Annotated in this window: 26 protein-coding genes; 7 read left to right on the plus strand and 19 right to left on the minus strand. The window is 74.2% G+C overall.

Annotated elements, in window-relative coordinates:
- Positions 1 to 35: 35 nt before the first annotated feature.
- A complete protein-coding gene (locus ABZ956_RS23630) occupies positions 36 to 320 on the minus strand; it encodes a helix-turn-helix transcriptional regulator (RefSeq protein ID WP_361897155.1) in 285 nt (94 codons plus the stop codon).
- Positions 209 to 1,657 (minus strand): MFS transporter, encoded by a 1,449-nt coding sequence (locus tag ABZ956_RS23635; protein ID WP_361897039.1) that lies wholly within the window; start codon positions 1,655 to 1,657, stop codon positions 209 to 211. The genes ABZ956_RS23630 and ABZ956_RS23635 overlap by 112 nt, the downstream gene beginning before the upstream one ends.
- A 90-nt stretch (positions 1,658 to 1,747) precedes the next feature.
- On the opposite strand from ABZ956_RS23635, the gene ABZ956_RS23640 reads away from it, so the two are divergent.
- Entirely contained in the window at positions 1,748 to 2,656 is a 909-nt protein-coding gene (locus ABZ956_RS23640) for a LysR family transcriptional regulator (protein ID WP_361897042.1), read from the plus strand.
- Here ABZ956_RS23640 and ABZ956_RS23645 read toward each other — a convergent pair.
- Positions 2,640 to 4,091, minus strand: coding sequence for a PLP-dependent aminotransferase family protein (locus ABZ956_RS23645; RefSeq protein ID WP_361897045.1), 1,452 nt, complete (start codon positions 4,089 to 4,091; stop codon positions 2,640 to 2,642). The genes ABZ956_RS23640 and ABZ956_RS23645 overlap by 17 nt on opposite strands.
- Between ABZ956_RS23645 and ABZ956_RS23650 the strand changes: the two genes are divergently transcribed.
- Both ABZ956_RS23650 and ABZ956_RS23655 read left to right on the plus strand, forming a co-directional pair.
- The gene (locus ABZ956_RS23650) at positions 4,090 to 5,049 is read left to right on the plus strand and encodes a DMT family transporter (RefSeq protein WP_361897048.1); all 960 of its coding nucleotides are present in this window, start codon (positions 4,090 to 4,092) and stop codon (positions 5,047 to 5,049) included. The genes ABZ956_RS23645 and ABZ956_RS23650 overlap by 2 nt on opposite strands.
- 111 nt (positions 5,050 to 5,160) lie before the next feature.
- On the plus strand, positions 5,161 to 5,361 hold the full coding sequence (locus ABZ956_RS23655) for a DUF1918 domain-containing protein (protein ID WP_361897051.1): 201 nt from the start codon (positions 5,161 to 5,163) through the stop codon (positions 5,359 to 5,361).
- A gap of 4 nt (positions 5,362 to 5,365) precedes the next feature.
- Here the strand turns inward: ABZ956_RS23655 and ABZ956_RS23660 are convergent, their stop codons facing one another.
- Entirely contained in the window at positions 5,366 to 6,613 is a 1,248-nt protein-coding gene (locus tag ABZ956_RS23660; RefSeq protein WP_361897054.1) for a family 10 glycosylhydrolase, read from the minus strand.
- A 177-nt stretch (positions 6,614 to 6,790) separates the two neighbouring features.
- Here ABZ956_RS23660 and ABZ956_RS23665 point away from each other — a divergent pair, with 177 nt between their 5' ends.
- On the plus strand, positions 6,791 to 7,648 hold the full coding sequence (locus ABZ956_RS23665) for a 3-hydroxybutyryl-CoA dehydrogenase (protein WP_361897057.1): 858 nt from the start codon (positions 6,791 to 6,793) through the stop codon (positions 7,646 to 7,648).
- Between the two features lie 168 nt (positions 7,649 to 7,816).
- Complete coding sequence (locus ABZ956_RS23670) at positions 7,817 to 8,074, plus strand: hypothetical protein (RefSeq protein ID WP_071964703.1); 258 nt, start codon at positions 7,817 to 7,819, stop codon at positions 8,072 to 8,074.
- 24 nt (positions 8,075 to 8,098) lie between these two features.
- Here ABZ956_RS23670 and ABZ956_RS23675 read toward each other — a convergent pair whose 3' ends face one another.
- The 10 genes from ABZ956_RS23675 to infC all read right to left on the minus strand — a co-directional run bounded on the left by ABZ956_RS23675 (position 8,099) and on the right by infC (position 18,775).
- A complete protein-coding gene (locus tag ABZ956_RS23675) occupies positions 8,099 to 8,629 on the minus strand; it encodes an NUDIX hydrolase (protein WP_071964726.1) in 531 nt (176 codons plus the stop codon).
- 58 nt (positions 8,630 to 8,687) lie between these two features.
- Positions 8,688 to 10,025: a transcriptional regulator gene (locus ABZ956_RS23680; RefSeq protein ID WP_361897061.1), complete on the minus strand. Its 1,338-nt coding sequence runs from the start codon at positions 10,023 to 10,025 to the stop codon at positions 8,688 to 8,690.
- Positions 10,026 to 10,110: 85 nt separating this feature from the next.
- Entirely contained in the window at positions 10,111 to 11,187 is a 1,077-nt protein-coding gene (locus tag ABZ956_RS23685; protein ID WP_361897064.1) for a PP2C family protein-serine/threonine phosphatase, read from the minus strand.
- 208 nt (positions 11,188 to 11,395) lie between these two features.
- The gene (gene pheT / locus ABZ956_RS23690) at positions 11,396 to 13,906 is read right to left on the minus strand and encodes a phenylalanine--tRNA ligase subunit beta (RefSeq protein WP_361897067.1); all 2,511 of its coding nucleotides are present in this window, start codon (positions 13,904 to 13,906) and stop codon (positions 11,396 to 11,398) included.
- Positions 13,906 to 15,027, minus strand: coding sequence for a phenylalanine--tRNA ligase subunit alpha (gene pheS / locus ABZ956_RS23695; RefSeq protein WP_361897070.1), 1,122 nt, complete (start codon positions 15,025 to 15,027; stop codon positions 13,906 to 13,908). Before pheS ends, pheT begins: the two co-directional genes overlap by 1 nt.
- Before the next feature lie 149 nt (positions 15,028 to 15,176).
- The gene (locus tag ABZ956_RS23700; protein WP_361897073.1) at positions 15,177 to 16,316 is read right to left on the minus strand and encodes an ATP-binding protein; all 1,140 of its coding nucleotides are present in this window, start codon (positions 16,314 to 16,316) and stop codon (positions 15,177 to 15,179) included.
- 37 nt (positions 16,317 to 16,353) lie between these two features.
- Positions 16,354 to 17,208: an RNA methyltransferase gene (locus ABZ956_RS23705; protein ID WP_361897076.1), complete on the minus strand. Its 855-nt coding sequence runs from the start codon at positions 17,206 to 17,208 to the stop codon at positions 16,354 to 16,356.
- 142 nt (positions 17,209 to 17,350) lie between these two features.
- Complete coding sequence (rplT, locus tag ABZ956_RS23710; RefSeq protein ID WP_071964710.1) at positions 17,351 to 17,737, minus strand: 50S ribosomal protein L20; 387 nt, start codon at positions 17,735 to 17,737, stop codon at positions 17,351 to 17,353.
- A 101-nt stretch (positions 17,738 to 17,838) separates the two neighbouring features.
- Entirely contained in the window at positions 17,839 to 18,033 is a 195-nt protein-coding gene (gene rpmI / locus ABZ956_RS23715) for a 50S ribosomal protein L35 (protein WP_071964711.1), read from the minus strand.
- Positions 18,034 to 18,160: 127 nt separating this feature from the next.
- A complete protein-coding gene (gene infC / locus ABZ956_RS23720; RefSeq protein ID WP_361897158.1) occupies positions 18,161 to 18,775 on the minus strand; it encodes a translation initiation factor IF-3 in 615 nt (204 codons plus the stop codon).
- A 363-nt stretch (positions 18,776 to 19,138) separates the two neighbouring features.
- On the opposite strand from infC, the gene ABZ956_RS23725 reads away from it, so the two are divergent.
- Positions 19,139 to 19,537 carry a DUF1844 domain-containing protein gene (locus ABZ956_RS23725; protein ID WP_361897080.1) on the plus strand — a complete coding sequence of 133 codons (399 nt, stop codon included), beginning with the start codon at positions 19,139 to 19,141 and terminating at the stop codon, positions 19,535 to 19,537.
- Positions 19,538 to 19,576: 39 nt separating this feature from the next.
- Here the strand turns inward: ABZ956_RS23725 and ABZ956_RS23730 are convergent, their stop codons facing one another.
- From ABZ956_RS23730 to ABZ956_RS23745, 4 genes are all read right to left on the minus strand, one after another.
- Positions 19,577 to 20,353 (minus strand): MIP family channel protein, encoded by a 777-nt coding sequence (locus ABZ956_RS23730; RefSeq protein WP_361897161.1) that lies wholly within the window; start codon positions 20,351 to 20,353, stop codon positions 19,577 to 19,579.
- Positions 20,354 to 20,493: 140 nt separating this feature from the next.
- Positions 20,494 to 21,228: an SseB family protein gene (locus tag ABZ956_RS23735; protein ID WP_361897083.1), complete on the minus strand. Its 735-nt coding sequence runs from the start codon at positions 21,226 to 21,228 to the stop codon at positions 20,494 to 20,496.
- 198 nt (positions 21,229 to 21,426) lie between these two features.
- Positions 21,427 to 22,656 carry a type VII secretion-associated serine protease mycosin gene (gene mycP / locus ABZ956_RS23740; protein ID WP_361897086.1) on the minus strand — a complete coding sequence of 410 codons (1,230 nt, stop codon included), beginning with the start codon at positions 22,654 to 22,656 and terminating at the stop codon, positions 21,427 to 21,429.
- Positions 22,653 to 23,501 carry a hypothetical protein gene (locus tag ABZ956_RS23745; protein WP_361897089.1) on the minus strand — a complete coding sequence of 283 codons (849 nt, stop codon included), beginning with the start codon at positions 23,499 to 23,501 and terminating at the stop codon, positions 22,653 to 22,655. The genes mycP and ABZ956_RS23745 overlap by 4 nt, the downstream gene beginning before the upstream one ends.
- A 160-nt stretch (positions 23,502 to 23,661) precedes the next feature.
- Here ABZ956_RS23745 and ABZ956_RS23750 point away from each other — a divergent pair, with 160 nt between their 5' ends.
- A complete protein-coding gene (locus ABZ956_RS23750; protein WP_361897164.1) occupies positions 23,662 to 24,858 on the plus strand; it encodes an amino acid deaminase/aldolase in 1,197 nt (398 codons plus the stop codon).
- A 9-nt stretch (positions 24,859 to 24,867) separates the two neighbouring features.
- Here ABZ956_RS23750 and ABZ956_RS23755 read toward each other — a convergent pair whose 3' ends face one another.
- Complete coding sequence (locus tag ABZ956_RS23755) at positions 24,868 to 25,917, minus strand: zinc-binding dehydrogenase (protein WP_361897092.1); 1,050 nt, start codon at positions 25,915 to 25,917, stop codon at positions 24,868 to 24,870.
- Positions 25,918 to 26,060 lie beyond the last annotated feature (143 nt).

Raw genomic sequence — 26,060 nt, forward strand, 5'->3', positions numbered from 1 at the left:
AGCTCCGAAGTACTACGGGTAGGGGTGCGCGGGCGCTACGGGCGCGGGGCCCCTGTGCCGAGCTGGCCGGTCTCCCGGGCCCGGGCCGCCATGCCGACGCGGTTGCCGGGCCGGAGCGTGGACTGGATGTCGGCGACGTGGGTCGTGGCGGTCCCGGGCGGGATGAGCAGCTGGGCGCCGATCTTCGCGTCGGTCAGGCCGCGGGCGATCAGGCGGACGTTCTCCCGCTCGCGGCCGGTGAGGGGATCGGCGCCGGGCGGCGGACCGCGTCGCCCGCCGTGGGGTGCAGGCGCAGGGCGCCGGCCAGGGCGCCCAGGCAGACGAGCGCGAGCAGGCAGAAGGCCACCGCGTAGGCGGTCGCCGGCGTCGCGTGGCCGGGCAGCAGGTCGCCGACGGCCCCTCCGGCGCGCAGCGCGAGCGTGGCGGCGGCGATGCCGAGGCCGGCGGCGGCCTGCTGGGCGGTGGACTGCAGGGTGTTGGCGTGGCGCATCCGCTCCTGGGGGACGTCGGCGAAGGCGATGACCTGGTAGCAGGTGAGGCCGAGGGAGCGGGCGGCGCCGCTGACCACGGTGAGGGCGACGACGAGGGCGAGCGGCGTCGCGGCGGTGAGGACGGCGCACAGCGCCGTGGTGGCGCCGACGCCGAGCGTGGCGGCGATCAGCAGCGGCCGGAAGCCGTAGCGGTTGAGCAGGACGGTGGTCGCCGGCTTGATGGCGATGTTGCCCACGAAGACGAACAGCACCACGGCGCCGGAGGCGACCGCGCTCCAGCCGAAGACCTCCTGGAAGAGCAGCGGCAGCAGGAAGGGCACGGCCGCCACGGTGATCCAGAACAGCGAGCCCCCGGACACCGAGGCCCGGAAGGTGGTCACCCGCAGCATGCGCAGATCGATCAGGGGCTCGGCCGTCCGCAGCAGATGCCGGACGGCCGCCGCCAGCAGCAGCACGGCGCAGCCGCCCGCGACGAGCACGGGCGTCCAGGCCGCCGAGGTCCCGGACAGCAGGTGTGCCGCCCACGTCAGCGCGCCGAGGCCGGTGGAGGTGAGGACGACGCCCCACCGGTCCAGGCGCCCCGCGGCGGTGGCGTCCCCGCCGTCGGGCCCGGCGTCGACGAGGCGCCAGGCGATGGCGAACGCCAGGGCGCCGAGGGGGAGGTTGACGAGGAACATCCAGTGCCAGCTCGCGTAGGTGGTGAGCAGTCCGCCGGCCAGCGGGGCGAGGACGGGGGCGACGAGGGCGGGCCAGACGACGTAGGCGACGAGCCGGGGTATGTCGGGCTTCTCGGCGCCGGAGACCACCATCAGCCGCCCGACGGGGACCATCATGGCGCCGCCGGCCCCCTGCAGGACGCGGAAGGCGACCAGCTGGCCGAGGCCGGTGCTCAGCGCGCACCCCAGCGAGGCGAGGGTGAACACGGCGATGGCGGTCAGGAACACGCGTCGCGCCCCGAAGCGGGCGGTCAGCCAGCCGCTGAGGGGTATCAGGACGGCCAGCGTCACCAGGTAGGCGGTGACGACCAGGCCGATCGCCGCCGGCGCGACCCCCAGGGCGGCGCCCATCCGGGGCGCGGCGGTGGAGACGATGGTGCCGTCCAGGTTCTCCATGAAGAAGCAGCCCGCGACCAGGAGGGCGGTGTTGCGTCGCTTGGTGTCGATCATCTGTACCGTCGCTTTCTCGTGTCCGGTTCATCGTGAAGGCGAGGGACGATTGACCACAAGTTCCGAATACTCAAGGCAGAATTGACTGCCATGCACCTACCGGACATGAATCTGCTGCCCGCGCTGGACGCCCTGCTGCGCGAGGGCAGCGTGACCGGGGCGGCGGCCCGCATGAACGTCTCGGCGTCCGCGATGAGCCGCACCCTGGGCCGGCTGCGCCGGGCGCTGGGCGATCCGCTGCTGGTCCCCGCCGGGCGGGGGCTGACCCTCACCCCGCGGGCCCTGGAGCTGCGCCCGCGGGCCGAGGCGGCTCTCGCCGGGGCGCTGGCCGCGCTGCTGCCGGCCGAACCGCTCGACATCGCCTCCGTACAGCGGCACTTCACGCTCCGCACGAACGACGCCTTCGCCGTCGTCGTCGGCCCGGCGCTCACCGAGCGCGTCACCCGCCAGGCCCCCGGCATCCGGCTGCGCTTCCTGCCCGAGGGCGACGAGGACCCCGCGGACCTGCGCGACGGCGTCGACCTGGACATCGGGCAGCTGCCCGACCTCCCGCACGACGTGCGCAGCTCCCCGCTCGCCCCGCAGCACTACGTCGCCGTCTGCCGGGCCGGCGCGCCGCACGCCGACGAGCCACTGACCGTCGAGCGGTTCGCGGCGCTCCCCCACATCACCGTCACCCGCCGGGGCCGCCTCCACGGCGTCGTCGACGACCGGCTCGCCGACCTGGGGCTGGCGCGCCGGGTGCTGGCGACCGTGCCGAGTCATGTGACGGCGTGCTTCCTGGCGCTGAGCTCGGACGCCCTGGCCCTGGTGGCCGCTTCCGTGGCGGCGCACGCCGCACGGACGATGCCCCTGGTCGTCCGGGACATCCCGCTGTCCCTGTCGGCCGTCGGCACGGCCATGGCCTGGCATGTGCGGGTCGATGACGATCCGGCGCACCGGTGGCTGCGGGACGCGGTGGCGCGGGACGCCGGGGGGCCCGTCACCGGCCCGCGGTGAGCTCCTCGTACGCCACGCGCAAGCGGCGTACCCCCTCGGCCAGTTCGGCCGTGCCGGCGGCGGCCGCGAAGCACAGGCGCAGGTGCGGGGCCGGGGGTTCGGCGCAGTAGAACGGGCGGCCGGCGTTGACGGCGACCCCGGCGCGCAGCGCGGCGGCGGCCAGGGCGCCCTCGTCGGTGCCGTCCGGGAGGCGGGCCCACAGGTGGAAGCCGCCCGGCGGTACGAAGTCGGGGGTGAGGGCGGGCAGTTCGCGGGCCAGTTCGGCCAGGAGCGTCTCGCGGCGGGTGCGCAGCTCGGCGGCGACCGCGCGGCGGTGGCGGGGCCAGGCGGGGGCGCCGACGAGTTCGAGCGCCGCTTCCTGCAGCGGGCGGGGCACGAAGAAGCTGTCGACGACCTGGATGGCCCGCAGCCGGTCCAGGACGGGCCCGCGGGCGGCGAGGGCGCCCACGCGCAGGCTGGGCGAGGTGAACTTGGTCAGCGAGCAGACGTGGACGACGACGCCGTCGGGGTCCTGCGAGGCCAGGGTGGCCGGCAGCGGCGGCGCGTCCTCGTGGACGAGGCGGCGCGCGAAGTCGTCCTCGACGACGAACGCCCCGGCCGCGCGGGCGATCCGCAGCACCTCCCGGCGCCGCTCGTCGGCCAGGACCGTGCCGGTGGGGTTCTGGAAGAGCGGCTGGCAGACGAAGACCCTGGCCCCGCTGGCCCGGAAGGCGGCGGCGAGCAGGTCGGGGCGTACGCCGTGGCCGTCCACGGGTACGGGCACGGGCCGCAGCCCCGAGGCGCGGGCGACGGCGAGCATGCCGGGGTAGGTGGGGGACTCCACGAGCACGGGCGCGCCGGGCGGGGCGAGGGCGCGCAACGCGGTGGCCAGCGCGCTCTGGCCGCCGGCGGTGATCAGTACGCCGGCGGGGGCGACCGTGCCGGCCGGGCCGCCGATCTCGCGGGCGAACCAGGCCCGCAGCTCGCCGACGCCCTCCAGGGGCGGGCGTTCCCACGCGCCCGGCCGGCGCCCGGCCCGGCCGAGCGCGGCGGCCAGGGCGCGTTCGGGCTGGAGGCCGGGGTGGAGGTAGCCGCCGCTGAGCTCGATGACGCCGGGCGGCGGGCTGGCGAGGGAGGTCATGACGTCGGAAGCGTCGACGGAGCGGGGTACGGCCTCGTCGCCGGTCTCGGCGCTGAGCGCGACCTGCTGCCAGGAGGTGTCGCCGGGCCGGCCGGGGGCGGGGTGCGGCTCGGCCCGGAAGGCGCCGGCGCCGGGCCGGGTACGGACCAGGCCCTCGGCGGCCAGGGCGGCCAGCGCCCGGGAGACCGTGACGGGGCTGACGTGGAAGCGCTCGACGAGGGCCCTGCTGGACGGCAGCTTCTCACCGGGAGAGTAGCGGTTGAGCTCCCCGCGCAGGATTCCGGCGAGTTCCGCCACGCTGTTACGCTCGTGCATGACAGCACAAGATAGCGCTACTCCCACCTCCGCGAAAGCGGTGACCGGCCCCGCGGAGGGACCCGCCGCGGCCCCGCCCACCTCACGCGCGGCCCACCGCCCGGCCACCGGCGGCACCCTGCTCGCCGCTCTCGGCGTGGCCGCCTTTTCCCTCACCTTCCCCGGGACCGCGTGGGCCCTGGAGGGCTTCGGCCCGTGGTCGGCGACCAGCTGCCGGCTGGTGCTGGCCGGGCTGCTCGCCGGGGCCGCTCTGCTGATCGGACGGGTGCCGCGGCCCGTGCGCGCCCAGTGGCCCGGGCTGTGCGTGGTGGCCGCCGGCACCGTGGTCGGCTTTCCGCTGCTCACCACGCTCGCCCTGCGCACCTCGACCACCTCCCACGCGGCCGTGGTGGTGGGCCTGCTGCCGCTGACCACGGCCGCCTACTCCACGGTGCGCACCGGGGCCCGGCACTCGCGCCTGTTCTGGGTGGCCGCGCTGGCCGGGGCGGTGGTGGTGGCGGGCTTCGCCCTCCAGCAGAGCGGCGGCGCGCCGACCACCGGCGACCTGTACCTCTGCGGCGCCCTGCTGGTGTGCGCGGCCGGCTACTCGGAGGGCGGCCGGCTGGCCCGGGAGATGCCGGGCTGGCAGGTCATCGGCTGGGCGCTGGTGCTGTGCCTGCCGGTGGCCGCCGTGGGCGCGGTGTTCGCGCTGTCGGCCGAACCGGTGCGGCTGACCGCTCACGCGGTGGCCGGGCTGCTGTGGGTGGCGATCGGCTCGCAGTTCGTGGGGCTGTGGGTGTGGTACCGGGGCATGGCGGCCATCGGGGTGGCCCGGGCCAGCCAGCTGCAGCTGGCCCAGCCGCTGCTGACCCTGGTGTGGTCGGTGGCGCTGCTGGGCGAGCACCTGACGCCGGCGGCGCCGCTGGCGGCGCTCGCCGTGCTGGTCTGCATCGGTGTCACGCAGCGGGCCGGACGGTGACGCGGCGGCCGGCCCCCGCACATTCCTGAGCGCGCCCTATACCGCCGGCCACCCTAGGCTGGGAGTATCCGAGTGCACCTGTCCACCCACACAACGGAAGGGTCACCGTCGATGCATGCGAGCAAGGGCGACCGGCTGGTCGTACACGGCAGGGTGGTCGGCAAGGAGGACCACGTCGTGGAGATCGTGGAGGTACTGGGCCCCGACGGCACGCCGCCCTACCGGGTCCGGGCGAAGGACGGGCACGAGACGATCATGTCGCCGGGCCCCGACTCCGTGGTGGACCACCGCAAGACCGACGACCAGCACTGACCCGTCAGCGCGGCGGGCGCGCGCGGTGGGGGTAGTGGTCCTTCACCACGCGCGCCATCGCCCCGATGCGGTCGATCGCCATGTGCTTGGCGGAGAAGTAGACGTTGCCCAGCACCTCGGGGTGGCTGCGGCCCAGGGCGATGTGGCGGGAGAGCTCGGCGGGGTCCTGCCAGGGCGCGGGCTGCGCGGGATCGCCGGCCCGGTACAGGGCCTCGCCGATGTAGAGGTGGACGTCCGTGCCGCGGACGGTCTCGGCCCACCAGGGGACGAGCTTGGCGTAGTCGGCGACGAGGAAGCCGATGTGCCAGTAGCACTGCGGGACGATGTAGTCGATCCAGCCCTCGCGGACCCAGCGCCGGGTGTCGGCGTACAGGTCGTCGTAGGTCTGCACGCCGGCCCGGGTGTCGGAGCCGAGCGGGTCGGTGGACCGGTTGCGCCAGACGGCGAACGGGCTGACCCCGAACCGCACATGCCGCTTGCGCTTCTTGATGCGCTCGCGTGTCTCCCGCACCAGGCGGTCGGTGTTGTCGCGCCGCCAGGCGGCCCGGTCGGGGAAGCCGGCGCCGTAGCGCTGGTAGGCGGCGGTGTCGTCGAAGGTGTGGCCGGCCACGGGGTAGGGGTAGAAGTAGTCGTCGAAGTGCACGCCGTCCAGGTCGTAGCGCCAGACCGCGTCGAGCATGGCGTCCTGGACGAAGCGGCGGACCTCGGGCAGGCCGGGGTTGTAGTAGAGCTTGCCGCCGTAGGGGACGACCCACTCGGGGTGGACCCGCGCCGGGTGGCCGGGGACGAGCCGCCCGGGGTCGGTGTGGTTGGCGATGCGGTAGGGGTTGAACCAACCGTGCAGCTCCAGACGGCGCTTGTGGGCCTCGCGCACGGCGAAGGCCAGCGGATCCCAGCCGGGCGAGCGCCCTTGAACGCCGGTCAGGTATTCCGACCACGGCTCGAAGCGGGAGGGCCAGAAGGCGTCGGCGGTCGGCCGGATCTGCAGGATCACGGCGTTCAGCCGGCGGGCCACGGCCGCGTCGAACAGTGCCAGCAGCTCGGCGCGTTGGGCCTCCGGCGCCAGGCCGGGGCGGGAGGGCCAGTCGACGTTCACGACCGTGGCCGCCCACATGCCGCGGAATTCCCGCTTGCGGGCCGGGGCGCCACCGTCCCCGGAGGCCGGCAGCGCGGCCGCCTCACCCGTCGCCAGCATCACCGTCATGGCGCCGGCGGTGGCCATAGTGAACCCTCTTCGGCTCATACGTCCCATATGCAACCCCTCTTTCGTCAACGGCGGACCGCGCGCCGCACCGCCTCGCGCAGAGCATGCCCGCCCCGGCCCGCCCGGCACCGCCTGGCGCGGAGTAACGTCTTTTCCGAGGCGGGAGCCGGATGACCTCCGATCCCCGCCGGTCGACGAAGATCAGCGATCAGCGAAAGGCACGATGTGACCGACATCGAACGCGTCGGAGTGGTGGGCTGCGGCCAGATGGGCGCGGGCATCGCGGAGGTGTGTGCCCGGGCCGGCCTGGACGTCAAGGTCGCCGAGACCACGGGCGAGGCGCTGGAGCTGGGCCGCACCCGACTGACCAACTCCCTCGGCAAGGCCGCCGAACGCGGCAAGATCACCGAGGCGGAGCGCGACGCCACCCTGGCGCGCCTGACCTTCACCACCGACCTGGGTGAATTCGCCGACCGGGACCTCGTCATCGAGGCCGTCGTCGAGAACGAGCAGATCAAGACCGAGATCTTCCAGGTCCTCGACCAGGTGATCACCCGCCCGGACGCCATCCTGGCGTCCAACACCTCCTCCATCCCGCTGGTGAAGCTGGCCGTGGCGACCTCCCGCCCCGACCGGGTGATCGGCATCCACTTCTTCAACCCGGCCCCCGTGCAGCAGCTCGTCGAGCTGATCCCGGCGCTGACCACCGGCGAGGAGACCATCAAGCGCGCCGAAATACTGGTCGGCAACGTCCTGGGCAAGCACGCCATCCGCGCCCAGGACCGCTCCGGCTTCGTCGTCAACGCCCTGCTCATCCCGTATCTGCTCTCCGCGATCCGGATGTTCGAGTCGGGCATGGCCAGCCGCGAGGACATCGACAACGGCATGGAGCTGGGCTGCGCCCACCCCATGGGCCCGCTCAAGCTCGCCGACCTGATCGGCCTGGACACGGTCGCCTCTGTCGCGTACAGCATGTACGAGGAGTACAAGGAGCCGCTGTACGCCGCTCCCCCGCTGCTGCAGCGCATGGTCGACGCGGGCCGGCTGGGCCGCAAGACGGGCTCGGGCTTCTACACCTACTAAACCGATACGCACAGTTACGTTCCGCACCGGCGCACACCGCCCCTTTCACACGGGGTGTGCGCCGGTGACCCGCATATACCCCCCGCACACGCTCCCGCTACGCAGGCCGACGCGGTTGACTCGCACTGTCGGCAAGCACGAAGGACTCTTCCGGAAGGGGTACGGACCGTGACCACCCATCCCGAGCACGCCGCCAAGGCGGCCGAGCTCGCGGAGCTCAGGCGCAGTCTCGATGTCGGCGTCGTCCGCATCGACGGCCACCTCGCTCTTCTCACCCAGCGCAGCGACCAGACGGAGCGCGACATCACCGAGATGACGGAGCGGGTACGGGCTCTGGAGCACGGCAAGTGGCCGCTGCCGTCACTTGCCGCGCTCACCGGCCTCGCCGGACTGGCGGTCGCCGTGTGGCAGGCGGTCGGCCGATGAGCGCGGGACGCGCCCCGCGGCCCGTCAGCCGAGCCGGATGTGGTGCAGGAGCAGCAGGGCCGCCGCCATGTTGGCGGCCGGCACCTCACCGCGGGCGATCAGGTCCGGCACCAGCTTGAGCGGAACCCACTCGCGGCGGTCCGACTCGAAGCCGTCCTCGGGGTCCCCGATGTACTCGGCCTCGTCCGTCCAGTAGATGTGGTGCCGGGCGTCGGTGAGCCCGTTGGACGGCTCGACGGACATCAGGTGCCGCAGCCGGGAGGGGCGCCAGCCGGTCTCCTCCTCCATCTCCCGGGCCGCCGCGTAGGCGATGTCCTCGCCGTCCTCGACGACGCCGGCCGCCAGCTCCCAGCCCCAGTTGTCGGTGATGAAACGGTGCCGCCACAGCAGCAGGACCTCGTTGGCCGCGTTGACCACGGTGGCCACGGCGACGGGCCGCAACCGGATGAGGAAGTGGTCGAGATGCCGGCCGTCGGGGAGCTCGACGTCGGCGAGATTGACCTGGAACCAGCGGTTCTCGTAGACGGTCAACTCCTTGAGATTCTTCCAACGCACGTGTTTGCCACCTTCCGCCGAGGTGGCCACCTCCCGGGCGCTGTCCTGGCAATCTCTCTCACAAGGGCACGCGCAGCGCCCCGTCGATCATCTCGGCGGCCTCGGCCGTGGCCGCGCACCCACTCCCGATCAGGTGCTCGCGCACCGCACGGAGCCGGTCCCGTAAGCGCTGCGATTCCATGCCTCTCGCCTGCTCGGTCATCTCCCGTGCGGTGGCCACCGCCTTGTCCGCGTCTCCCTGACGCAGCTCGATGTGCGTGAGCATGGCGAGCCGGTGGACACGGCCCCGGTCGTGGGCGGGGGTGTCGACGGCCCGGTCCGCGTGCTCACGGGCGGGTCCGAGGTCGCCGAGGCTGAGCAGCGCCTCCGCCACCTGTACGTTCACCAGGCCGGGCTGGACGTAGCCGGTCTCGGCGGGCTCCTGGCCACGGTGGATGCGCTCGGCGGCCGCCTCGGCCCGCCGGATGCAGCCCAGCGCCCCGGCCCCGTCGCCGAGCCGTGCGTAGGCCTTGGCCTGCATCGCGTAGAGGTCGGCGGCGAGGGCGGGGGTGAGATGGGTGCCCCCGGCCCGCAGCGCGGACTCGGCGAAGGCGACGGCCTGGCGGTACTCCCCCATGAACAGCGACTGGTTGACGAGGAGGGCGATCACATACGCGCCCAGGCCCCGGTCCCCGCTGGCCTTGGCCAGCCGCAGCGCCTGGTGGAAGTAGCGCTGGGCCAGTCCGTGCGCGTCGGAGTCGTAGGCGCAGATGCCGGCGACGGCCACCAGTCCGCCGGTGGCGCGGTGCAGTTGACGCCCCAGCGCGTCGGAGTAGCCGCCGCGCAGCAGCGGCGCCGCCTCGGCGTTGAGGAAGCCGACGACCCGGCCCCGGGTCGCCACGCCGCCCGCCTTGCGGTACATCTGCTCGTAGTGCGCCCGGGCCGCGCGCAGCATGTCGATGTCGTCGTGGGAGACCCGGGTCAGGCCGCGCCGGGAGACGTCGGCGTCCTCGGGCGGGTTCTCCCACTCCCAGACCGGGATGACCGCGTGCGTGCCGGTGACGGCGGGGGCCGTGACCACGTGCTCGCGCTGCTGCTCGTCGGAGCGCCACAGGGCGGTGGCACGCTCGACGAAGCCGGACAGGGGGGTGCCGGGCACCCGGGGGCTGCCGGGGGTGCCGAGACCGATGTCGTCGAGGGTCAGCGCGCGGTGCAGCCGCTCGCCGAGGACCTCGCAGATGAGGTCCGGTACCTGGCCGCGCGGCCGCTGGCCCTTGAGCCAGCGGGCGACGGCGGTGTGTTCGTAACGCAACGCCAGTCCCCGGGCCCGGCCTGCCGCGTTGATGTGGGCGGCCAGACCTGCGTGGGAGATTCCCGCTTCGTCGAGGATGGCGTCGAGCAGTGTGTTGGGCTCCATCCTGCCCTCCGGTGCGCTCGGTGGGATCAGCGTAGTGGAGATCCCTTCGCACGGGGTGTGAACGGGCCACGGCCGCGCCCGCACGTCAGGAGCGCAGGCAGGAGCGCACCAGCGGCACGGGGCGGGGCTGCGCCGGGACGCGGTCGCGGTCGTTGCGCAGGGCCAGCAGCGCGAAGTCGTCCGAGAGCAGCCCTCCGGTGTGCCGCAGCAGGGCGCCCTGGACGCGCTCGACGACGGTCGCGGGGGCCGCGGCCGCGCCGGCGCGGGCGGCCTCGGCCAGCACGCCGGTGAGGGGGAAGAACGCCCCGCCGGCGTCGCGGGCGTCCTCGGCGCCGTCGGTGTGCAGGACGAGGGCGTCGCCCGGCAGGAGCCGGGTGAGGGCGAGCGGGGGCAGCTCGGCGGGCAGCGGGAACATCCCCAGCGGCGGCAGCGGTTCGCCGCCCGTGGCGAGGACGGCGGGGGCCGGGCCGTCCGCGCCGGTGAGCCGGTGCGGCCAGGGGTGCCCGCAGTTGAGCGCCATGACCTCGCCCTGGTCGCGGATCTCCAGCAGCAGGACGGTCACGAACTCCTCGGCGTCGCAGCGCGCCCGCTCCGCGGCGTCGGCGGCGGGTGGGTGCTCGGCGCGGGCCCGGTCGCGCAGATGACGGTGCAGGGCGCGCTCCAGGCGGCGCAGGACGCCGGGGAGTTCGCCCTCGTCGTGGGCGGCCTCGCGGAAGCTGCCGAGGAGGGCGGCGACGGTGCCCAGCGCGGGCAGGCCGTGACCACGGACGTCGCCCATGATGATGCGCACCCCGTGCGGGGTGGCCTGCACGTCGTACAGATCGCCGCCGATCAGGGCGCCTTCGCTCGCGGAGAGGTGGCCGCCGGCGAGGGTGAGCCCGTCGAGCCGGGGCGGCAGGGGGCGCAGCAGGGCGCGCTGTGCGGTGACCGCGATCTCCTTGGCCCGCTCCAGCTCCGCCACGAGCCGGTGGCCGCCGCGGGGACGGCCCGCGCCGGCGGCCACGGCCACGGCGCAGGCGAGGACGGGCGCGGCGGCCAGGAGCGGGACGAACTGCGGGCCGAGCGAGCTGACGAGTTCGAAGACGACGACGGTGAGCATCCACAGGCCGGGCAGCGCGAACACCGCACCCCGCCAGCAGCGCAGCGCCCCGGTACGGATCATGCCGTGCCCCCCGTAGCAGCAATGACGGCTCGATTCTTGCGAGCAGTCACGCGAAAGTAACGACCCGACCCCCCGATTCCACCCCATTGAGTGATATTCGGACCGTGCCTCGCTGACGGTGCGTGACATACGGAAGGGCGCCCCGGAGTTCCGGGGCGCCCCTCACACAGGACGGCGGCGTGCGTGCCGCGCGTGACCGCGCAGCGCGCTAGGCGCCGCGCAGCACCGCGCCCGTGCGCTCGACGGCCACCCGGACCGCCGCGTCGCGGGCCGCCGATGCCTCCTCGGCGGTCAGGGTGCGGTCGTCGGCGCGGAAGCGCAGCGCGTAGGCCAGCGACTTCTTGCCCTCGCCCAGCTGTTGGCCGGTGAAGACGTCGAACAGGCGCAGCGACTCCAGGAGTTCACCGGCGCCCTCGCGCAGCGCGGCCTCGACGTCGCTCGCGGCGACCGAGGCGGCCACGACGAGCGCGACGTCCTGGGTGGCCACGGGGAAGGTCGACACGTGCGGGGCCTCGACCACGCCCGCGCCGGCCTCCTCCAGCCGGTCCAGCTCGATCTCCATCGCGCAGGTGCGCTCCGGCAGGCCGAACGCCTTGGTGACGCGCGGGTGCAGCTCACCGGCGTTGCCGACGAGCACCTCCTGGCCGTCGACCAGCGCCAGCAGCGCGGCGCAGCGGCCGGGGTGGAAGGGGGCCTGCTGGTCCTGGCGGACGATCAGCTCGACCCCGGCCTCGCGGGCCACGACGCGGCCGGCCTCGACGGCGTCCGCCCAGGTCGCCGGGCGGCCCTTGCCCCACCAGCCGGCCTGCTCGCGGGCTCCGGCCAGGACCACGGCCGCCCGGCGCGGCTGCCGGGGCAGCGCGGCGTTCAGGCGGGCGATCTCCTCGTCGGTGGGACGACGGTCGACGGGCAGCCGGACCGGGGCGGTCTCCTCGCCGGTCGGCCGGAAGACCGCGCCGGTCTCGAAGAGCGCCAGGTCGTGCTCGCCGCGGCTGTCGTTGCGGCGCAGGGCGGCGAAGAGCCCCGGCAGCAGCGTGGTGCGCAGCGACGGCTCGGCGTCGGAGAGCGGGTTGAGCAGGCGCACCGTGGTGCGGCGCGGGTCGTCCGCCTCCAGGCCCAGGTGGTCCAGGGCCCAGTCCCCGATGAAGGGGTAGTTGAGCGCCTCGACGTAGCCCGCGCCGGCCAGCGCCCGGCCGACCCGGCGGTGCAGGCGCTGACGCGAGGTCAGGCCGCGGCCGGCCGGCGGGTGCGGGAGGGTGGCGGGCAGGTTCTCGTAGCCCTCGAGCCGGATGACCTCTTCGGCGAGGTCGTTGGGGTCGGTGAGGTCGGGCCGCCAGCTGGGCACGGTGACGATCAGCTCGTCCTGCCCGTAGACGTCGCAGCCGACCTGCTGCAGGCGGCGTACGACGGTCTCCCGGCCGTACTCGACGCCGGCGACGCGGTCCGGGTGGTCGGCGCGCAGCGAGATGGTGCGCGGCCCGCTGGGGGCGACGATCTCGGTGACGCCGGCCTCGGCGGTGCCGCCCGCGAGGAGCACCAGCAGGTCGACGGTGCGCTGGGCGGCGGCGGAGGCCGCCTGCGGGTCGACGCCGCGCTCGAAGCGCTTGGACGCCTCGGTGGACAGCTTGTGCCGGCGGGCCGCGCGGGCGACGGCGACGGCGTCGAAGTGCGCCGCCTCGATGACGACCTCGGTCGAGCCCTGGCCGGCCGCGTGGTCGGCGATCTCGGTGTCGGCGCCGCCCATCACACCGGCGAGCCCGATGGGGCCGCGGTTGTCGGTGATGACCAGGTCCTCGGCGTCCAGGACGCGCTTGGTGCCGTCGAGGGTGGTCAGCTTCTCGCCCGCCTGGGCGCGGCGCACGCCGATGGTGCCCTCGACGCGGGAGCGGTCGTAGGCGTGCAGCGGCTGGCCGAGCTCGAGCATCACGTAGTTGGTGATGTCGACGGCGAGCGAGACCGGTCGCATGCCGGCCTTCTGCAGGCGGCGCTGCAGCCAGATCGGGGAGCGGGCCTCGGGGTCGAGACCGGTGACCGTGCGGGCAGTGAAGCGGTCGCAGCCGGAGGGGTCGGCGACCTGGACGGGGTAGCCGTAGCTGTTGGGCGCGGGCACGTCCAGCAGGGCCGGGTCGCGCAGCGGCAGCCCGTAGGCGGTGGCGGCCTCGCGGGCGATGCCGCGCATCGACAGGCAGTAGCCCCGGTCGGGGGTCACGGCGATGTCGAGGACCTCGTCGACGAGCTCGAGCAGCTCGATGGCGTCGGTGCCGGGCTCGTACTCCTGCGGCAGCACGATGATGCCGTGCGTGCCGTCGTCGCCCATGCCCAGCTCCTCGCCGGAGCAGATCATGCCGTGCGAGGTCTTGCCGTAGGTCTTGCGGGCGGCGATCGCGAAGTCACCGGGCAGCACGGCGCCGGGCAGCACGACGACGACCTTGTCGCCGACGGCGAAGTTGCGGGCGCCGCAGACGATCTCCTGCGGCTCGCCGGTGCCGTTGGCCTGGCCGACGTCGACCGTGCAGAAGCGGATCGGCTTGCGGAAGCCCTCGAGCTCCTCGATGGTGAGGACCTTGCCGACGACCAGGGGACCCTTGAGGCCGGCGCCGAGCTGCTCGACGCGCTCGACCTCGAGGCCGGCGGCGACGAGCTTGGCCTGTACGTCACGGCCGGTCTCGCCGACCGGCAGGTCGACGTATTCCCGCAGCCAGGAAAGCGGGGCGCGCATCAGATCTCCATCCCGAACGGCCGGGTGAAGCGCACGTCACCCTCGACCATGTCTCGCATGTCCTCGACGTTGTGGCGGAACATCAGCATCCGCTCGATGCCGAACCCGAAGGCGAAGCCGCTGTACTTCTCCGGGTCGATGCCCGCGGCGACCAGCACGCGGGGGTTGACCATGCCGCAGCCGCCGAGCTCGATCCAGCCCTCGCTGGAGCAGGTACGGCAGGGACGGTCGGGGTTGCCGACCGACTCGCCGCGGCAGACGTAGCACTCCATGTCCAGCTCGGCGGAGGGCTCGGTGAACGGGAAGTAGTTCGGGCGCAGCCGGGTCGTGAGGCCCTCGCCGAACAGCGAGCGCACCATGTGCTCGATGGTGCCCTTGAGGTCGGCCATGGTCAGGCCCTCGTCGATGGCGAGGAGCTCGACCTGGTGGAAGACCGGGGTGTGCGTGGCGTCCAGCTCGTCGGTGCGGTAGACGCGGCCCGGGCAGACCACATAGATGGGGGGCTCGCGGTCGAGCATGGAGCGGACCTGCACCGGGGAGGTGTGGGTGCGCAGCACGATCCCGGATTCGGCCTTGGTGTCCGCGCCCTGGACGAAGAAGGTGTCCTGCATGGCGCGGGCCGGGTGGTCCGGCTCGAAGTTCAGGGCGTCGAAGTTGAACCACTCGGCCTCGACCTCGGGGCCCTCGGCGACCTCGTAGCCCATGGCGACGAAGACGTCCTCGATGCGCTCGCAGAGCGTGGTCAGGGGGTGCCGGGCGCCGGCCGGGACGCGGTCGTGGGGCAGGGTGACGTCCACCGCCTCCTCGACCAGCACGCGGGCGTCGCGCTCGGCCTCCAGCTCCGCCTGGCGGGCCGCGAGGGCCTTGTTCACGGCACCGCGGGCCATGCCCACGCGCTTGCCGGCCTCGGCCTTGGCCTGCGGGGGCAGGGCGCCGATCTCGCGGTTGGCGAGGGCGAGCGGGGAGCGGTCGCCCATGTGCGCGGCCTTCGCCTCCCGCAGAGCGTCGAGGTCGGCGGCCGCCGCGAAGGCGGCGAGCGCCTCGTCCCGCCTGCGCTCGATCTCTTCCGGTTTCAGTGCCTCGACCTCGACAGGGTCGTACGACTTATTGGGTGCCGACATATCTTCCCGTGCTTCCGATTCGCTGGCTTCGCTTGGCTGCGCGGCTTTCGCCCGACGGCATGGACCAGGGGGACTTCAGTTGATGCCAAAGGTGCCAAAGGTCGAGTCTAAGGGGCGCGTGTGGTCGGATGAGCCCGCGGGGCGCGGCTTCAGGCCTGGGTGAGGAAGGCCGGGGCGCCCACGGGCAGGGTAAATCGGAACTGGGCGCCGCCACGGGCGGCCCGTCCCACCGTGATCGTCCCGCCGTGGGCCTCGACGATGCCCTTGACGATGTACAGGCCCAGGCCGGTGCCGCCGCGCTTGCTGCCCCGCCAGAAGCGGGTGAAGACGCGGGCCATCGACTCCTCGGGGATTCCGGGGCCCTCATCGCTCACGGTGACCGCCGTCCCCTCCGTCCGGGCCTTCGTCACTGCTGGTGTCACCTCTATGGTGACCGTTCCCTCGCCGTGGCGCACCGCGTTTTCCAGGAGGTTGCCCAGCACCTGGTCGACCTTGTCCGGATCGGCCCACAGCGCGGGCAGCCCCTCGGCGACCTCCACCCGGAACCGGTCGGCCCGCAGGCCGGCCCTGGTGTACGCCTCGACGTGCCGGCGCACGGCCGCGGCCATGTCCACCGGCTGGCGGCGCACCTCCAGGCGGCCGGAGTCGATGCGGGAGATGTCCAGCAGCTCGGCGATGAGCCGGGTGACGCGGTCGGCGTCGGCGTCGACGGTCTCCAGCATCAGCCGCTTCTGGTCGTCGGTGAACCGCTCCCACTTGGCCAGCAGCGTCGCCGTGAACCCCTTGACGGACGTCAGGGGCGAGCGCAGCTCATGGGCGACGGTGGCGATCAGCTCGGCGTGGCTGCGCTCGGTGCGGCGCCGTGCCTCGGTGCCGCGCAGCTGGACCACGACGCGCACGACGGGCCCGCCGGGCCGCTCCCGGACGTACCGGGCGGAGACCAGCACCTGGCGGCCGCCGGGCAGCAGGAGGTTCCGCTCGGGCTGGCCGGTGCGCGTGGTGAGCCCGCCGTAGGGATCGGTCAGCGGCCACCAGCGGCGGCCGTCGAGGTCCTCCAGCGGCAGGGCGCTCTCCAGGGGGCGGCCGAGCGCCTCGGCTGGGTGTACGGCCGTGATGCGGGCGGCGGCGGTGTTGAAGCAGGTCACGCGGCCGGCGGCGTCGGCGACGACCAGGCCGTCGGGCAGGTCGTCGGCGTGCAGGCCGGTCCCGCCCGACGTGCCGGGGGAGCCGCTGGAGGCGGTCGGACAGGTGCCGACCACCGCGCTCCCGGAAGTCCTGACGTTCCTCATCCCGCACCCCCTCCCGAGCCCCCGGAGCGCCACCCTACTAGCTGGAGGTCACGGAGCGGCACCCTCCGGACGCGCGCTGCGCACGGGCGGAGGCGTACAGGCACACCGCGGCGGCCGTGGCGAGGTTGAGGGACTCGGCCTTTCCGTGGATCGGGACGCGCACCACCGCGTCGGCCAGGGCGCGGGTCTCCTCGGGCAGGCCCCAGGCCTCGTTGCCGAAGATCCAGGCGGTGGGGCCGCCCATGGTGCCCCGGTCCAGCTCGGCGTCCAGGTCCCGGTCGCCGGCGCCGTCGGCGGCCAGGATGCGCGCGCCCGCGCCCTGCAGGCCGCGGACGGCCTGCTCGACGGGGACGCCCACGGCGACCGGCAGGTGGAACAGCGAGCCGACGGAGGCCCGCACCGACTTGGGGTTGTACAGGTCCACCGAGGCGTCCGTCAGCACCACGGCGTCGGCGCCCGCGGCGTCGGCGCAGCGCAGGACCGTGCCGGCGTTGCCGGGGTCGCGGACGTGCGCCAGCACGGCCACCAGCTTGGGGCGGGCGGCGAGGATCTCCTCGAAGGGCGAGTCGAGGAAGCGGCAGACGCCGACGAGGCCCTGCGGGGTCACGGTCTGCGAGAGGTCGGCGACGGTGGCGTCGTCCGCGTGGTGCACCCGCACCCCGGCGGCGTGGGCGGCCTCGATGATCTCGGCGTGCCGCCCGGCGGCCTCGACGGTGGCGAAGAGCTCGAGCAGGGTCGGCTCGCCGCCGCTGCGGTGCTCGATCGCCTCGCGCACGGCCTGGGGGCCCTCGGCGATGAACCGGCGCTCCTTGACCCGGAAACTGCGCTTGGCCAGCCGGCGGGCGGCGATGACGCGGGGGGAGCGCGGGGAGATCAGCTCGGGGGTGCCCATGGGCGGCGGCTCACTTCACTGTGGGGGTCGTACGGCATTGCGGAGGCGGGGCGGCGGCCGCGCCGCCCGTGACGGCAAACGGCAGCGGACCCGCAGGCCCGGGGGCCTGCGGGTCCGCTCATGCCGTGAGGGGCGCGCCGGATCAGGCAGCGGCCTTCGGGGCGTTGACGTCGGCCGGCAGCGCCTTCTGCGCGACCTCGACGAGCGCGGCGAACGCGTTCATGTCGTTGACCGCGAGCTCGGCCAGGATCTTGCGGTCCACCTCGATGTTGGCGGCCTTCAGACCCTGGATGAGGCGGTTGTACGTCATGCCGTTCTGGCGGGCAGCGGCGTTGATGCGCTGGATCCACAGCTGACGGAAGTCGCCCTTGCGCTTCTTGCGGTCGTTGTAGTTGTAGACCAGGGAGTGGGTGACCTGCTCCTTGGCCTTGCGGTACAGACGCGACCGCTGGCCGCGGTAACCGCTGGCCGCCTCGAGGATCGCCCGACGCTTCTTGTGCGCGTTGACTGCGCGCTTGACGCGTGCCACTTGTTAACTCCTTGTAGCGGGGCCGCGGTGGGTTCTCACACGGCCCGAATTCGATTGGGTCCCGGTCCGACGCGCACCCCGTGGATACGGGGTGCAGAGCGTCACTTGCCGAGAAGCTTCTTGATCTTCTTGGCGTCGCCCGGGGCCATCTCGGCGTTGCCGGTGAGGCGACGCGTCAGCTTGGACGACTTGTGCTCGAGCAGGTGGCGCTTGCCGGCGCGCTCACGCATGACCTTGCCGGAACCGGTGATCTTGAAGCGCTTGCTGGCACCGGAGTGCGTCTTGTTCTTCGGCATCGCGCCGTATCTCCTCGTCGGTGGCGCTCCCCCGGCCCGGGTACGGGCACACGGGTAGCGTCAGCTGTGTTCGGTTGCTGTCCGGGGCGGCTGCCCCGGAGTGAGCCGAGGCACGAGTGCCCCGGAATCACGCCTCTGCGGGCTCCTCGGCGGCGTCCGCGCTGGATCCACCCTGGCGCTCCGCCTTGCGGGCGGCCTGCGCCTCGCGGGCTTCGGCCATCGCCTCGGTCTTCTTCTTGTGCGGACCGAGAACCATGATCATGTTGCGGCCGTCCTGCTTGGGGTTCGACTCGACGAAACCCAGCTCCTGGACGTCCTCCGCGAGGCGCTGCAGCAGTCGGTAGCCCAGCTCGGGCCGGGACTGCTCGCGACCACGGAACATGATCGTGATCTTGACCTTGTCGCCCTGCTTGAGGAACCGTACGACGTGACCCTTCTTGGTGTCGTAGTCGTGCGGGTCGATCTTCGGCCGGAGCTTCATCTCCTTGATGACCGTGTGCGCCTGGTTCTTGCGCGCCTCACGGGCCTTCATGGCCGACTCGTACTTGAACTTCCCGTAGTCCATGAGCTTGCAGACCGGCGGGCGTGCGTTCGCCGCCACCTCGACCAGGTCGAGGTCGTACTCCTGCGCAAGCTCCAGGGCCTTGGCAAGCGGCACGATGCCGACCTGCTCGCCACTGGGACCGACAAGTCGCACCTCGGGGACTCGGATCCGGTCGTTGATGCGGGGCTCGGCGCTGATGGGGCCTCCTCGGTAGCACCACGCGGCACCCTCACGGGCGGCACGTAACGTCTTTTCGTAAAGACCAACCGCGCCGGCACATGAAAAAATGCCCCGACGGGACACAGGCGGGGCTCCAAGAAACCGGAACACCGCCACGGCGTGCCGCGGGGCGCATCGGGCAGCTCCATCGTCCGTACGGAACGATGGGCGCCGCCTGACCGGAGACCTGCCGACCTGAGATCGGGAGGTGGGAGATCGGAGCTCCACTTGTGGGCCGGGCACACATGCGCCCAGCCGGTCGTTCCACAACCTTAGCAGCTGGTGAGCGGGCGTGCTAACCGGTGGCGAACCGATACGGCAACGGGACGTATCGTGTCCGCCATGAGCGACGCGACCCCCAGCGCCAACGGCCACGCCGAAGGCGCCGAGCCCACCAGCACGGACAGCCCGGACTTCGACACCATGACCCGCGACATCGCGGACGTCCCCGCCGTCGAGGTGATCACCACGGTCGCGGTGCACCTGATGAGTGCCGCCGCCGTCAACCTCGGCCTGGCCGAGGAGGGCGAGAAGCACAAGGACCTGGACGAGGCCCGCAAGCTGATCCACGCGCTGGCCGGCCTGGTCACCGCGAGCGCCACCGAGGTCAGCAACTTCCACGCGGCGCCGCTGCGCGACGGCCTGAAGTCGCTGCAGCTGGCCTTCCGCGAGGCATCCGTCGTCCCCGACGAGCCGGGCCAGGGCCCCGGCGAGAAGTTCACCGGGCCCGTCTTCGGCTGACGGGCTTCGGCCGGCGAGCGCCGTCGGCCGCCGTCAGGCTCAGGCCGCGTCGTCGCGGCGCGGCCGGTCCTGCCGGCCCTCTCCCGGAGGCTGCAGCGGCTCGGGCCGCGCACGGTCGTCCGCGACGATGGCCGCGCCGTGGTAGGGGTGCGTGACCCGGTGCGCGAGGGCGGCCAGGACGGCGCCGATCAGCGGGGCCACGATGAACAGCCACAGCTGGGAGAGGGCCGCGCCGCCCGCGAAAAGGGCCGGGCCGATGCTGCGGGCCGGGTTCACGGACGTACCGGTCAGCGGCACGCCGACCAGGTGCACCACGGCCAGGGCGAGCCCGATGGCCAGCCCGTCGAAGCCCACCACGGCGATCCTGTGCGTCACCGCCAGCACCACGAACACCAGCAGGAACGTCAGCACGACCTCCGCCAGGAACGCGCCGCCGGTGTTCAGGTGCACGGCCGAGCGGTCGGCGAAGCCGTTGCTGCCGAAGGCCCCGTCGGTCTTGAGCCCCGGCACCTGCTTGGCCAGCAGGAAGAGGATCGCCGCGCCCACGATGCCGCCGAGCAGCTGCGCGATCCAGTACTCGATGGCCGTGTGCAGCGAGATGCGGCGCTCCACCAGCATGCCGAGGGTCACCGCCGGGTTGACGTGACACCCCGAGACCGGCCCCAGGCCGTACGCCAGGGCCAGAAGGGTGAAACCGAAGGTGAGCGCGATGCCGAGCACACCGATGTAGTCGGCCGCGAGCACCACGGAGCCGACGGCGAAGAAGACCAGCAGCAGGGTTCCGAGGAATTCGGCGGCGATGGTCCTCGTCTTCACCGGGTCGAGGCTCTCCAGAGCCGGCTTCACTTTCTTCAGGGCGTCCATGGCGTCCTCCAGAGGATCTCGTGGACAGTCCTCTGGCATTGTCGGACGATCCACGACGCGGCGCCTGTCGGAGATCAGCTGCCCCTCGCGGCTCAGCGACGGAAGAGCGGCTCCCCCGGAACGTTCGCCTCGGCCGGCAGCAGGGCCAGGTCCAGGCCCCGTACGAGCCGGGCCCGCAGCACCTCGTCGGCCGCCAGCCTCTCCGCGACGCGCCGCACCACCTCGGGCGCCTGGGCCCCGCCGTCCAGCACGAGGGCCAGGGTGCCGTCGGCGTCCCCGGAGGGCGTCAGATGGGCGCGCAGCACGCCGGGCTCGGCCGCCAGGACGCTCCGCAGCGCGTCGGCGACGGCCGGGTCCGCGAGCGGGTCGGCGCTCTCGCGCCCCTCGGCCAGGGCGAGCAGGGCCGGGCCGGTCAGCGGGTACGTCACCGGGCCGGCCAGGTCCAGGACGATGGTGTCCGCCTTCTCGTGCGCGGCCGCCTGCAGCGCCTGGTGCAGGGGCACGGCCACGGGCCGCGCGTCCGCGCGCCAGCGGGCCAGCGTCCCGGTCGAGGTGAACGCCGGCAGCGCCCGCCGCCCGTCCGGCGCCTGCAGCGTCGGCACGGCCATGTCGCTGGTCTTCTCCCGCTTCAGCCCGTCGGGCCCGGTCTCCACCTCGCCGAGCACGGCCACCACCGGCACGAGCAACCGCGCACCCCGCAGAGCGGCGAGCACCCGGCCCTCGGCACCACGATCGACCGACCAGGCGGCGAGCGCCTCGGTCAGGGCGGCGTCGGCGGAGCCGTCGTCGTCGGAGAAACCGGGGTCGGGGATGTTCTTCAGGGCCACGGTCCTGAGCCTATCCGGGCAGGGGGGTGACGACGGACGGGGGTGCGGGTGCGGGTGCCGGGGCGGTCCGGCGTGGGGGATGTTGCCCCTGCCCCGCCCTTTCACCGTTTCTTGTCCTCAAGCGCCGGACGGGCTGGGTGTGTGCCGGTCACCGGACGGGCTGGAGCGTGTCCCGGCCGCCGGGTCGGCTGGGGCTTTTCAGGCGGGGGGCGGGGGCACGGGGTCTGGTCGGACGGTGGTTCTGGGGCGGAGGGTTAGGGCTGCGGCCAGGATCAGGAGGGTGATGCCCGAGCCGGCGGCCGTCAGGGCCGGGGGGCTGGGGGCGCCGTTCCCGGCGGCGCCGCGGGCCGGGCGGGGGCCGGTGCCGAAGTAGCGCGGGGGCCGGGCGGCGGTTCGGCTTCCGGGTCGCTCGCCCGCAGCCCGCGCGATGGCCGCCGCCGGATCGACCAGGCCCGCGCCGAGCTCGTCGTTGCGGCCGCCCGGCGGGGGGTCCTGCGCGGTCTCGGTCAGCAGCTCGCGCACCTGCGCCGGGCTCAGGCCCGGGTGCGCGGCGCGGACGAGGGCCGCGGCGCCGGAGACGAAGGCGGCCGCGGCGCTGGTGCCCCAGCCCTCGTAGTAGCGCCGGTCGGGGTCGGCGATCACGACGTCGACGCCGGGCGCGCTGACGGTGGCGTACCAGCGCCGGGTGGAGAAGGGGGCGCGGGCGCCGTAGCGGTCGACGGCGGTCACCGCTATGACGCCGGGGTAGGCGGCGGGGTAGGAGACGTGGTCGCCGCGTTCGCCGCCGTTGCCGGCCGAGGCGACGACGACGGCGCCTTTGGCCAGGGCGTACTGGACGGCCGCGTCCTCGCGGGGCTCGGGGTGCGCGGTGTCGCTGTCGTCGCCGAGGGACAGGTTGATCACGTCGGCGCCGTGGTCGGCGGCCCAGCGGATGCCGTCGGCCAGCGCGCCGCCGCGCGCCCCGCGGGCCTTGGCGCGGGCCGGGTCGCCGTCCTCGAGGATCACGCGGACCGGCAGGATCCGCGCCTCGGGGGCGACGCCGGTGACGCCGTCGGCGTCGCCCTCGCCGTGGCCGCGCCCGGCGATGATCCCCGCCATGGCGGTCCCGTGCCGGGCCCAGGCCCGGTCGCCGGGCCCGGCCCCGAACCCGATCAGGTCCTTGCCCGGCAGCACCCGCCCCCGCAGGTCGGGGTGGCCCTCGTCGACGCCGGTGTCGAGGACGGCGACGGTGATTCCGGCGCCCTTCGTCGTGCGCCAGGCGTCCTGGGTGTGCAGGGCGTCGAGCGCCCACTCCTGGTCCCGTATGACGTCGGCGCGCGCGGGAGCGGCGGCGAGCAGGGCGAGGGTGACGGCGGTGGCGAGGACGGGCAGGGCACGCGGGGCCCGGCGACGCCCGCGGGACGCCGGCCGGGGTCGTGGTGGCGTCATCGGTCCGCCTCCCCCGGCGGCGTGTGGGCCGCGTCGCGGAAGGCGCGCTCCACTTCCTCCGCGAGGGCCGTCGCGTCGTGGCCGAGGCCGGCCTGGGCGGCGGCGGTGGTGGCGCCCGGGGCGACGGCCTGCGCGGCGGGCTGGGGCGGGGTGCCCGTGCGGCCGTCGGCGAAGCCCGTCACGGCGAAGGCGACCGCGGGGACGTCGGTGAGGACGGTGATGCGCCAGCTCACGCGCTGGGCGACGCCGAACCGGTCGGCGGCCGTGCCCTGGGGGGCGTACGGGCGGGGCATCAGGTCGGGGCGCTCGTCGAGGCGTTCGTCGGCGAACCGCTTGCGCAGGGCGCGCATGCCGGTGGTGTCCGCGTCCGTGACGAGCAGGCCGACGGTGGTCACGGACGAGGAGGTGGCGTCGGTGTAGGTGGCGCGCAGCAGGCGCTTGCAGCCGACGGGGGCGAGGGCGGTGGCGAGCAGGGGGTCGAAGGCCTCCGTGCAGTCGCTGTCGGGGGCGACGCCGGCCCGGGTCCAGTCGCGGCGGGCACCGCCGGGGCCGGCCGCGTCGCGGTGCACGGCGGGCGGGAAGAGCCGGTCGACGGGGATGCTCTGCCACAGCGTGGCGCCGCGCTCGTACGCGGCTTCCGCGGCCGTGCGTTCGGGGTCGTCGGCGAGCCAAGTACCGGCCGCCGCCCCGGCTATGAGGCCCAGTCCGAGGACGAGGCACACGGCCGCGGCGGCCGTGCGGCCGCGGGGGCGCGGGTGCGGGCGGGGGGCCTCGGCGGGCGGCGCGGGCAGGGGGGCGCGGAGGGGAACGGTGGGCGGCGGCATGGCATCCGCTTCGGTGCTCAACTGCGCTCCCCCTCGCGAGCCGGCTCGCCGTACCGCCTCATGTCGGACATCGCCGCCGGCCCGGGGACCGTGGCGTGCGCGCCACTTTACGGGGCACGCGGCGGCGGGTGCCATTTCCTCCGTACGCGACCTCTATCCAGCGCGATTCGGCTCTGGCAAGCTGCCCGCCATGTCGTCGGACCGAGCGCGTTACGACCGGGCCACCGCCCATCTGGACGCCCCCCTCGCGGTGGTCGATCTCCAGGCGTTCGACGCCAACGCCGCCGATCTGGTGCGCAGGGCACGGGGCAAGCCGGTGCGGGTGGCGAGCAAGTCGGTGCGCTGCCGGGCGCTGTTGGAGCGGGTGCTGGAGCGCGAGGGTTTCGCGGGGGTGCTGAGCTACACGCTGGAGGAGTCGCTGTGGCTGGCGCGTTCGGGGGTGGCTGATGTGCTGCTGGCGTACCCCTCGGCCGACCGGGCGGGCTTCGCCGAGCTGACCTCGGACCCCAAACTGGCCCGTGCGGTCACGGTGATGGTGGACGACCCGGCGCAGCTCGCGGTGGTCGAGGCGGCCCGTGCGGGGCGCGAAGAGGTGCGGGTGTGCCTGGAGTTCGACGTCTCGCTGCGGCTGCTGGGCGGCCGGGTGCGGATCGGGGCCTTGCGGTCGCCGGTGCACACGCCCGAGCGGCTCGCGGAGCTGGCGCGGGCCGTCGTCCGCCGCCCGGGGTTCCGGCTGGTGGGCGTGATGGCGTACGAGGCCCATGTGGCGGGCGTCGGGGACGCGGTCGCGGGGCGTCCGGTGCGCTCGGGGGCCGTGCGGCTGATGCAGTCGGCCGCCCGGGGCCGGCTCGCGGCCCTGCGGGCCGAGGCGGTGCGGGCGGTACGGGCCGTCGCGGAGCTGGAGTTCGTCAACGGCGGCGGCACGGGCAGCGTGCAGCACACGGCCGCGGAGGAGGCGGTGACGGAGGTCGCCGCCGGCTCGGGGCTGTACGTGCCGCGGCTGTTCGACCACTACACCTCGTTCCGGGGCAGTCCGGCGGCGCTGTTCGCGCTGCCGGTGGTGCGCCGGCCCGGGGTGGGCGTGGTGACCGTGCTGGGCGGCGGCTATCCCGCCTCCGGCGCGGCGGGCCGGGACCGGCTGCCGGTCCCGTATCTGCCGGCGGGGCTGCGTCTGGCGGCGACGGAGGGTGCGGGTGAGGTGCAGACGCCGCTGCTGGGTCAGGCGGCGGACGATCTGCTGATCGGTGACAAGGTGTGGTTCCGGCACGCGAAGGCGGGCGAGCTGTGCGAGCGCTTCGCGGCGCTGCATCTGGTCGACGGCGACCGGGTGGTGGGGACGGCCCCCACCTACCGGGGCGAGGGCCGCGCCTTCCTGTGAGACGTCCGGTCAGGGGACAAGGACGAGCCGGATGGGGTCGCCTTCCTTCTTCCGCAGCCGCTCGACGCCGGCCGCCGTCTCGGCGAGCGGCAGCGTCGCGCTGATGGACCGGGTGAGGTCCAGGCGGTGCAGCCGCGCGAGCGAGACGAGCTCGTCCACGTGGGAGGGCGCCGAGCCGTAGTGGCCGAGGACGCGCTGCTCGCGGTAGCTGAAGGGGATGCTGTCGCCGAGGGTCAGCGGGCCGGGGCCCAGGCCCACGAGCACGAGGCGGCCGCCCTGGCCCAGGCAGCGGACGGCCTGGTCGCGGACGGCGGGCACGCCCGCCATGTCGAGGGCCAGGTCCAGTCCGAGGCCCCCGGTGGCGGCCTGGATCCGCTCGCGGAGGTCGGGGGCGGCGGGGTCCAGGGCGAGGTCGGCGCCGAACTCCAGGGCGCGGTGCCGCGCGGCCGGGAGCGGGTCGACGGCGATGACGGGCGCGGCGCCGGCGAGCCGCAGCAGCTGCACGGCGTGGGTGCCGAGGCCGCCCACGCCCCATACGCCGGCGGGCCGGGCGGGCCGGACCTGGCCGGTGGTGGTGAGGGCGGCCCAGGGGGTGGAGACGGCGTCGGGGATGACGGCCGCCTGCTCGAAGGGGAGGTCGTCGGGGATCGCGACGAGCGTGTGGTGGGTGGCCAGGGCGTATTCGGCCCAGCCGCCGTCGTAGTCGAAGCCGCGTGTGCGCACTGCCAGGCAGGGCTCGTGGCGCCGGCACGACGCGCAGCCGCCGCAGCGCTCCCCCGCCTGCAGCAGGACGCGTTGTCCCGGGGCCCACGCGCCGGGCACGTCGGGGCCGAGGGCGTCGATGACGCCCGCGGTCTCGTGGCCGACGGTGACCTTGTCGGCGGTCGCGTACGCGGGCCTGAGGCTGCCGTCTATGAGGTGGACGTCGGACAGGCAGATGCCGGCGGCCTCGACCTTGACGCGGACCTGGCCGGGGCCGGGCTCGGGCACGGGGGTCTCTTCGACGGCGAAGCGGCCGGTGCGCAGGTCGAACCGTCCGGCGAGCATGGTGTCGGGCATGGCGGGAGCCTCCTGGGTACGACGCGGAATGGACGGGGTGAACGGATACATCATGGATCGGATGCGCCGGCCAACTGCCGGAATGGCGAAGGGCCGTTCCGCACGTCCTGCGACGTCACGTGAGAAGGCGGCAGGGACCGGTG

It is taken from the genome of Streptomyces sp. NPDC046261 (assembly GCF_040646235.1).
Classification (GTDB): Bacteria; Actinomycetota; Actinomycetes; order Streptomycetales; family Streptomycetaceae; genus Streptomyces.

Bases quoted from the DNA above. Each gene is read 5' to 3' on its own strand.
- pheS (WP_361897070.1), bottom strand. From the start codon at position 15,027: ATGTCGGCACCCAATAAGTCGTACGACCCTGTCGAGGTCGAGGCACTG.
- rpmI (WP_071964711.1), bottom strand. From the start codon at position 18,033: ATGCCGAAGAACAAGACGCACTCCGGTGCCAGCAAGCGCTTCAAGATC.
- ABZ956_RS23650 (WP_361897048.1), top strand. From the start codon at position 4,090: ATGACAGCACAAGATAGCGCTACTCCCACCTCCGCGAAAGCGGTGACC.
- mycP (WP_361897086.1), bottom strand. From the start codon at position 22,656: ATGACGCCACCACGACCCCGGCCGGCGTCCCGCGGGCGTCGCCGGGCC.
- ABZ956_RS23755 (WP_361897092.1), bottom strand. From the start codon at position 25,917: ATGCCCGACACCATGCTCGCCGGACGGTTCGACCTGCGCACCGGCCGC.
- ABZ956_RS23635 (WP_361897039.1), bottom strand. From the start codon at position 1,657: ATGATCGACACCAAGCGACGCAACACCGCCCTCCTGGTCGCGGGCTGC.
- ABZ956_RS23685 (WP_361897064.1), bottom strand. From the start codon at position 11,187: ATGATCCGTACCGGGGCGCTGCGCTGCTGGCGGGGTGCGGTGTTCGCG.
- ABZ956_RS23700 (WP_361897073.1), bottom strand. From the start codon at position 16,316: ATGAGGAACGTCAGGACTTCCGGGAGCGCGGTGGTCGGCACCTGTCCG.
- ABZ956_RS23655 (WP_361897051.1), top strand. From the start codon at position 5,161: ATGCATGCGAGCAAGGGCGACCGGCTGGTCGTACACGGCAGGGTGGTC.
- ABZ956_RS23705 (WP_361897076.1), bottom strand. From the start codon at position 17,208: ATGGGCACCCCCGAGCTGATCTCCCCGCGCTCCCCCCGCGTCATCGCC.
- ABZ956_RS23725 (WP_361897080.1), top strand. From the start codon at position 19,139: ATGAGCGACGCGACCCCCAGCGCCAACGGCCACGCCGAAGGCGCCGAG.
- ABZ956_RS23645 (WP_361897045.1), bottom strand. From the start codon at position 4,091: ATGCACGAGCGTAACAGCGTGGCGGAACTCGCCGGAATCCTGCGCGGG.
- ABZ956_RS23660 (WP_361897054.1), bottom strand. From the start codon at position 6,613: ATGGGACGTATGAGCCGAAGAGGGTTCACTATGGCCACCGCCGGCGCC.
- ABZ956_RS23640 (WP_361897042.1), top strand. From the start codon at position 1,748: ATGCACCTACCGGACATGAATCTGCTGCCCGCGCTGGACGCCCTGCTG.
- ABZ956_RS23680 (WP_361897061.1), bottom strand. From the start codon at position 10,025: ATGGAGCCCAACACACTGCTCGACGCCATCCTCGACGAAGCGGGAATC.
- pheT (WP_361897067.1), bottom strand. From the start codon at position 13,906: ATGCGCGCCCCGCTTTCCTGGCTGCGGGAATACGTCGACCTGCCGGTC.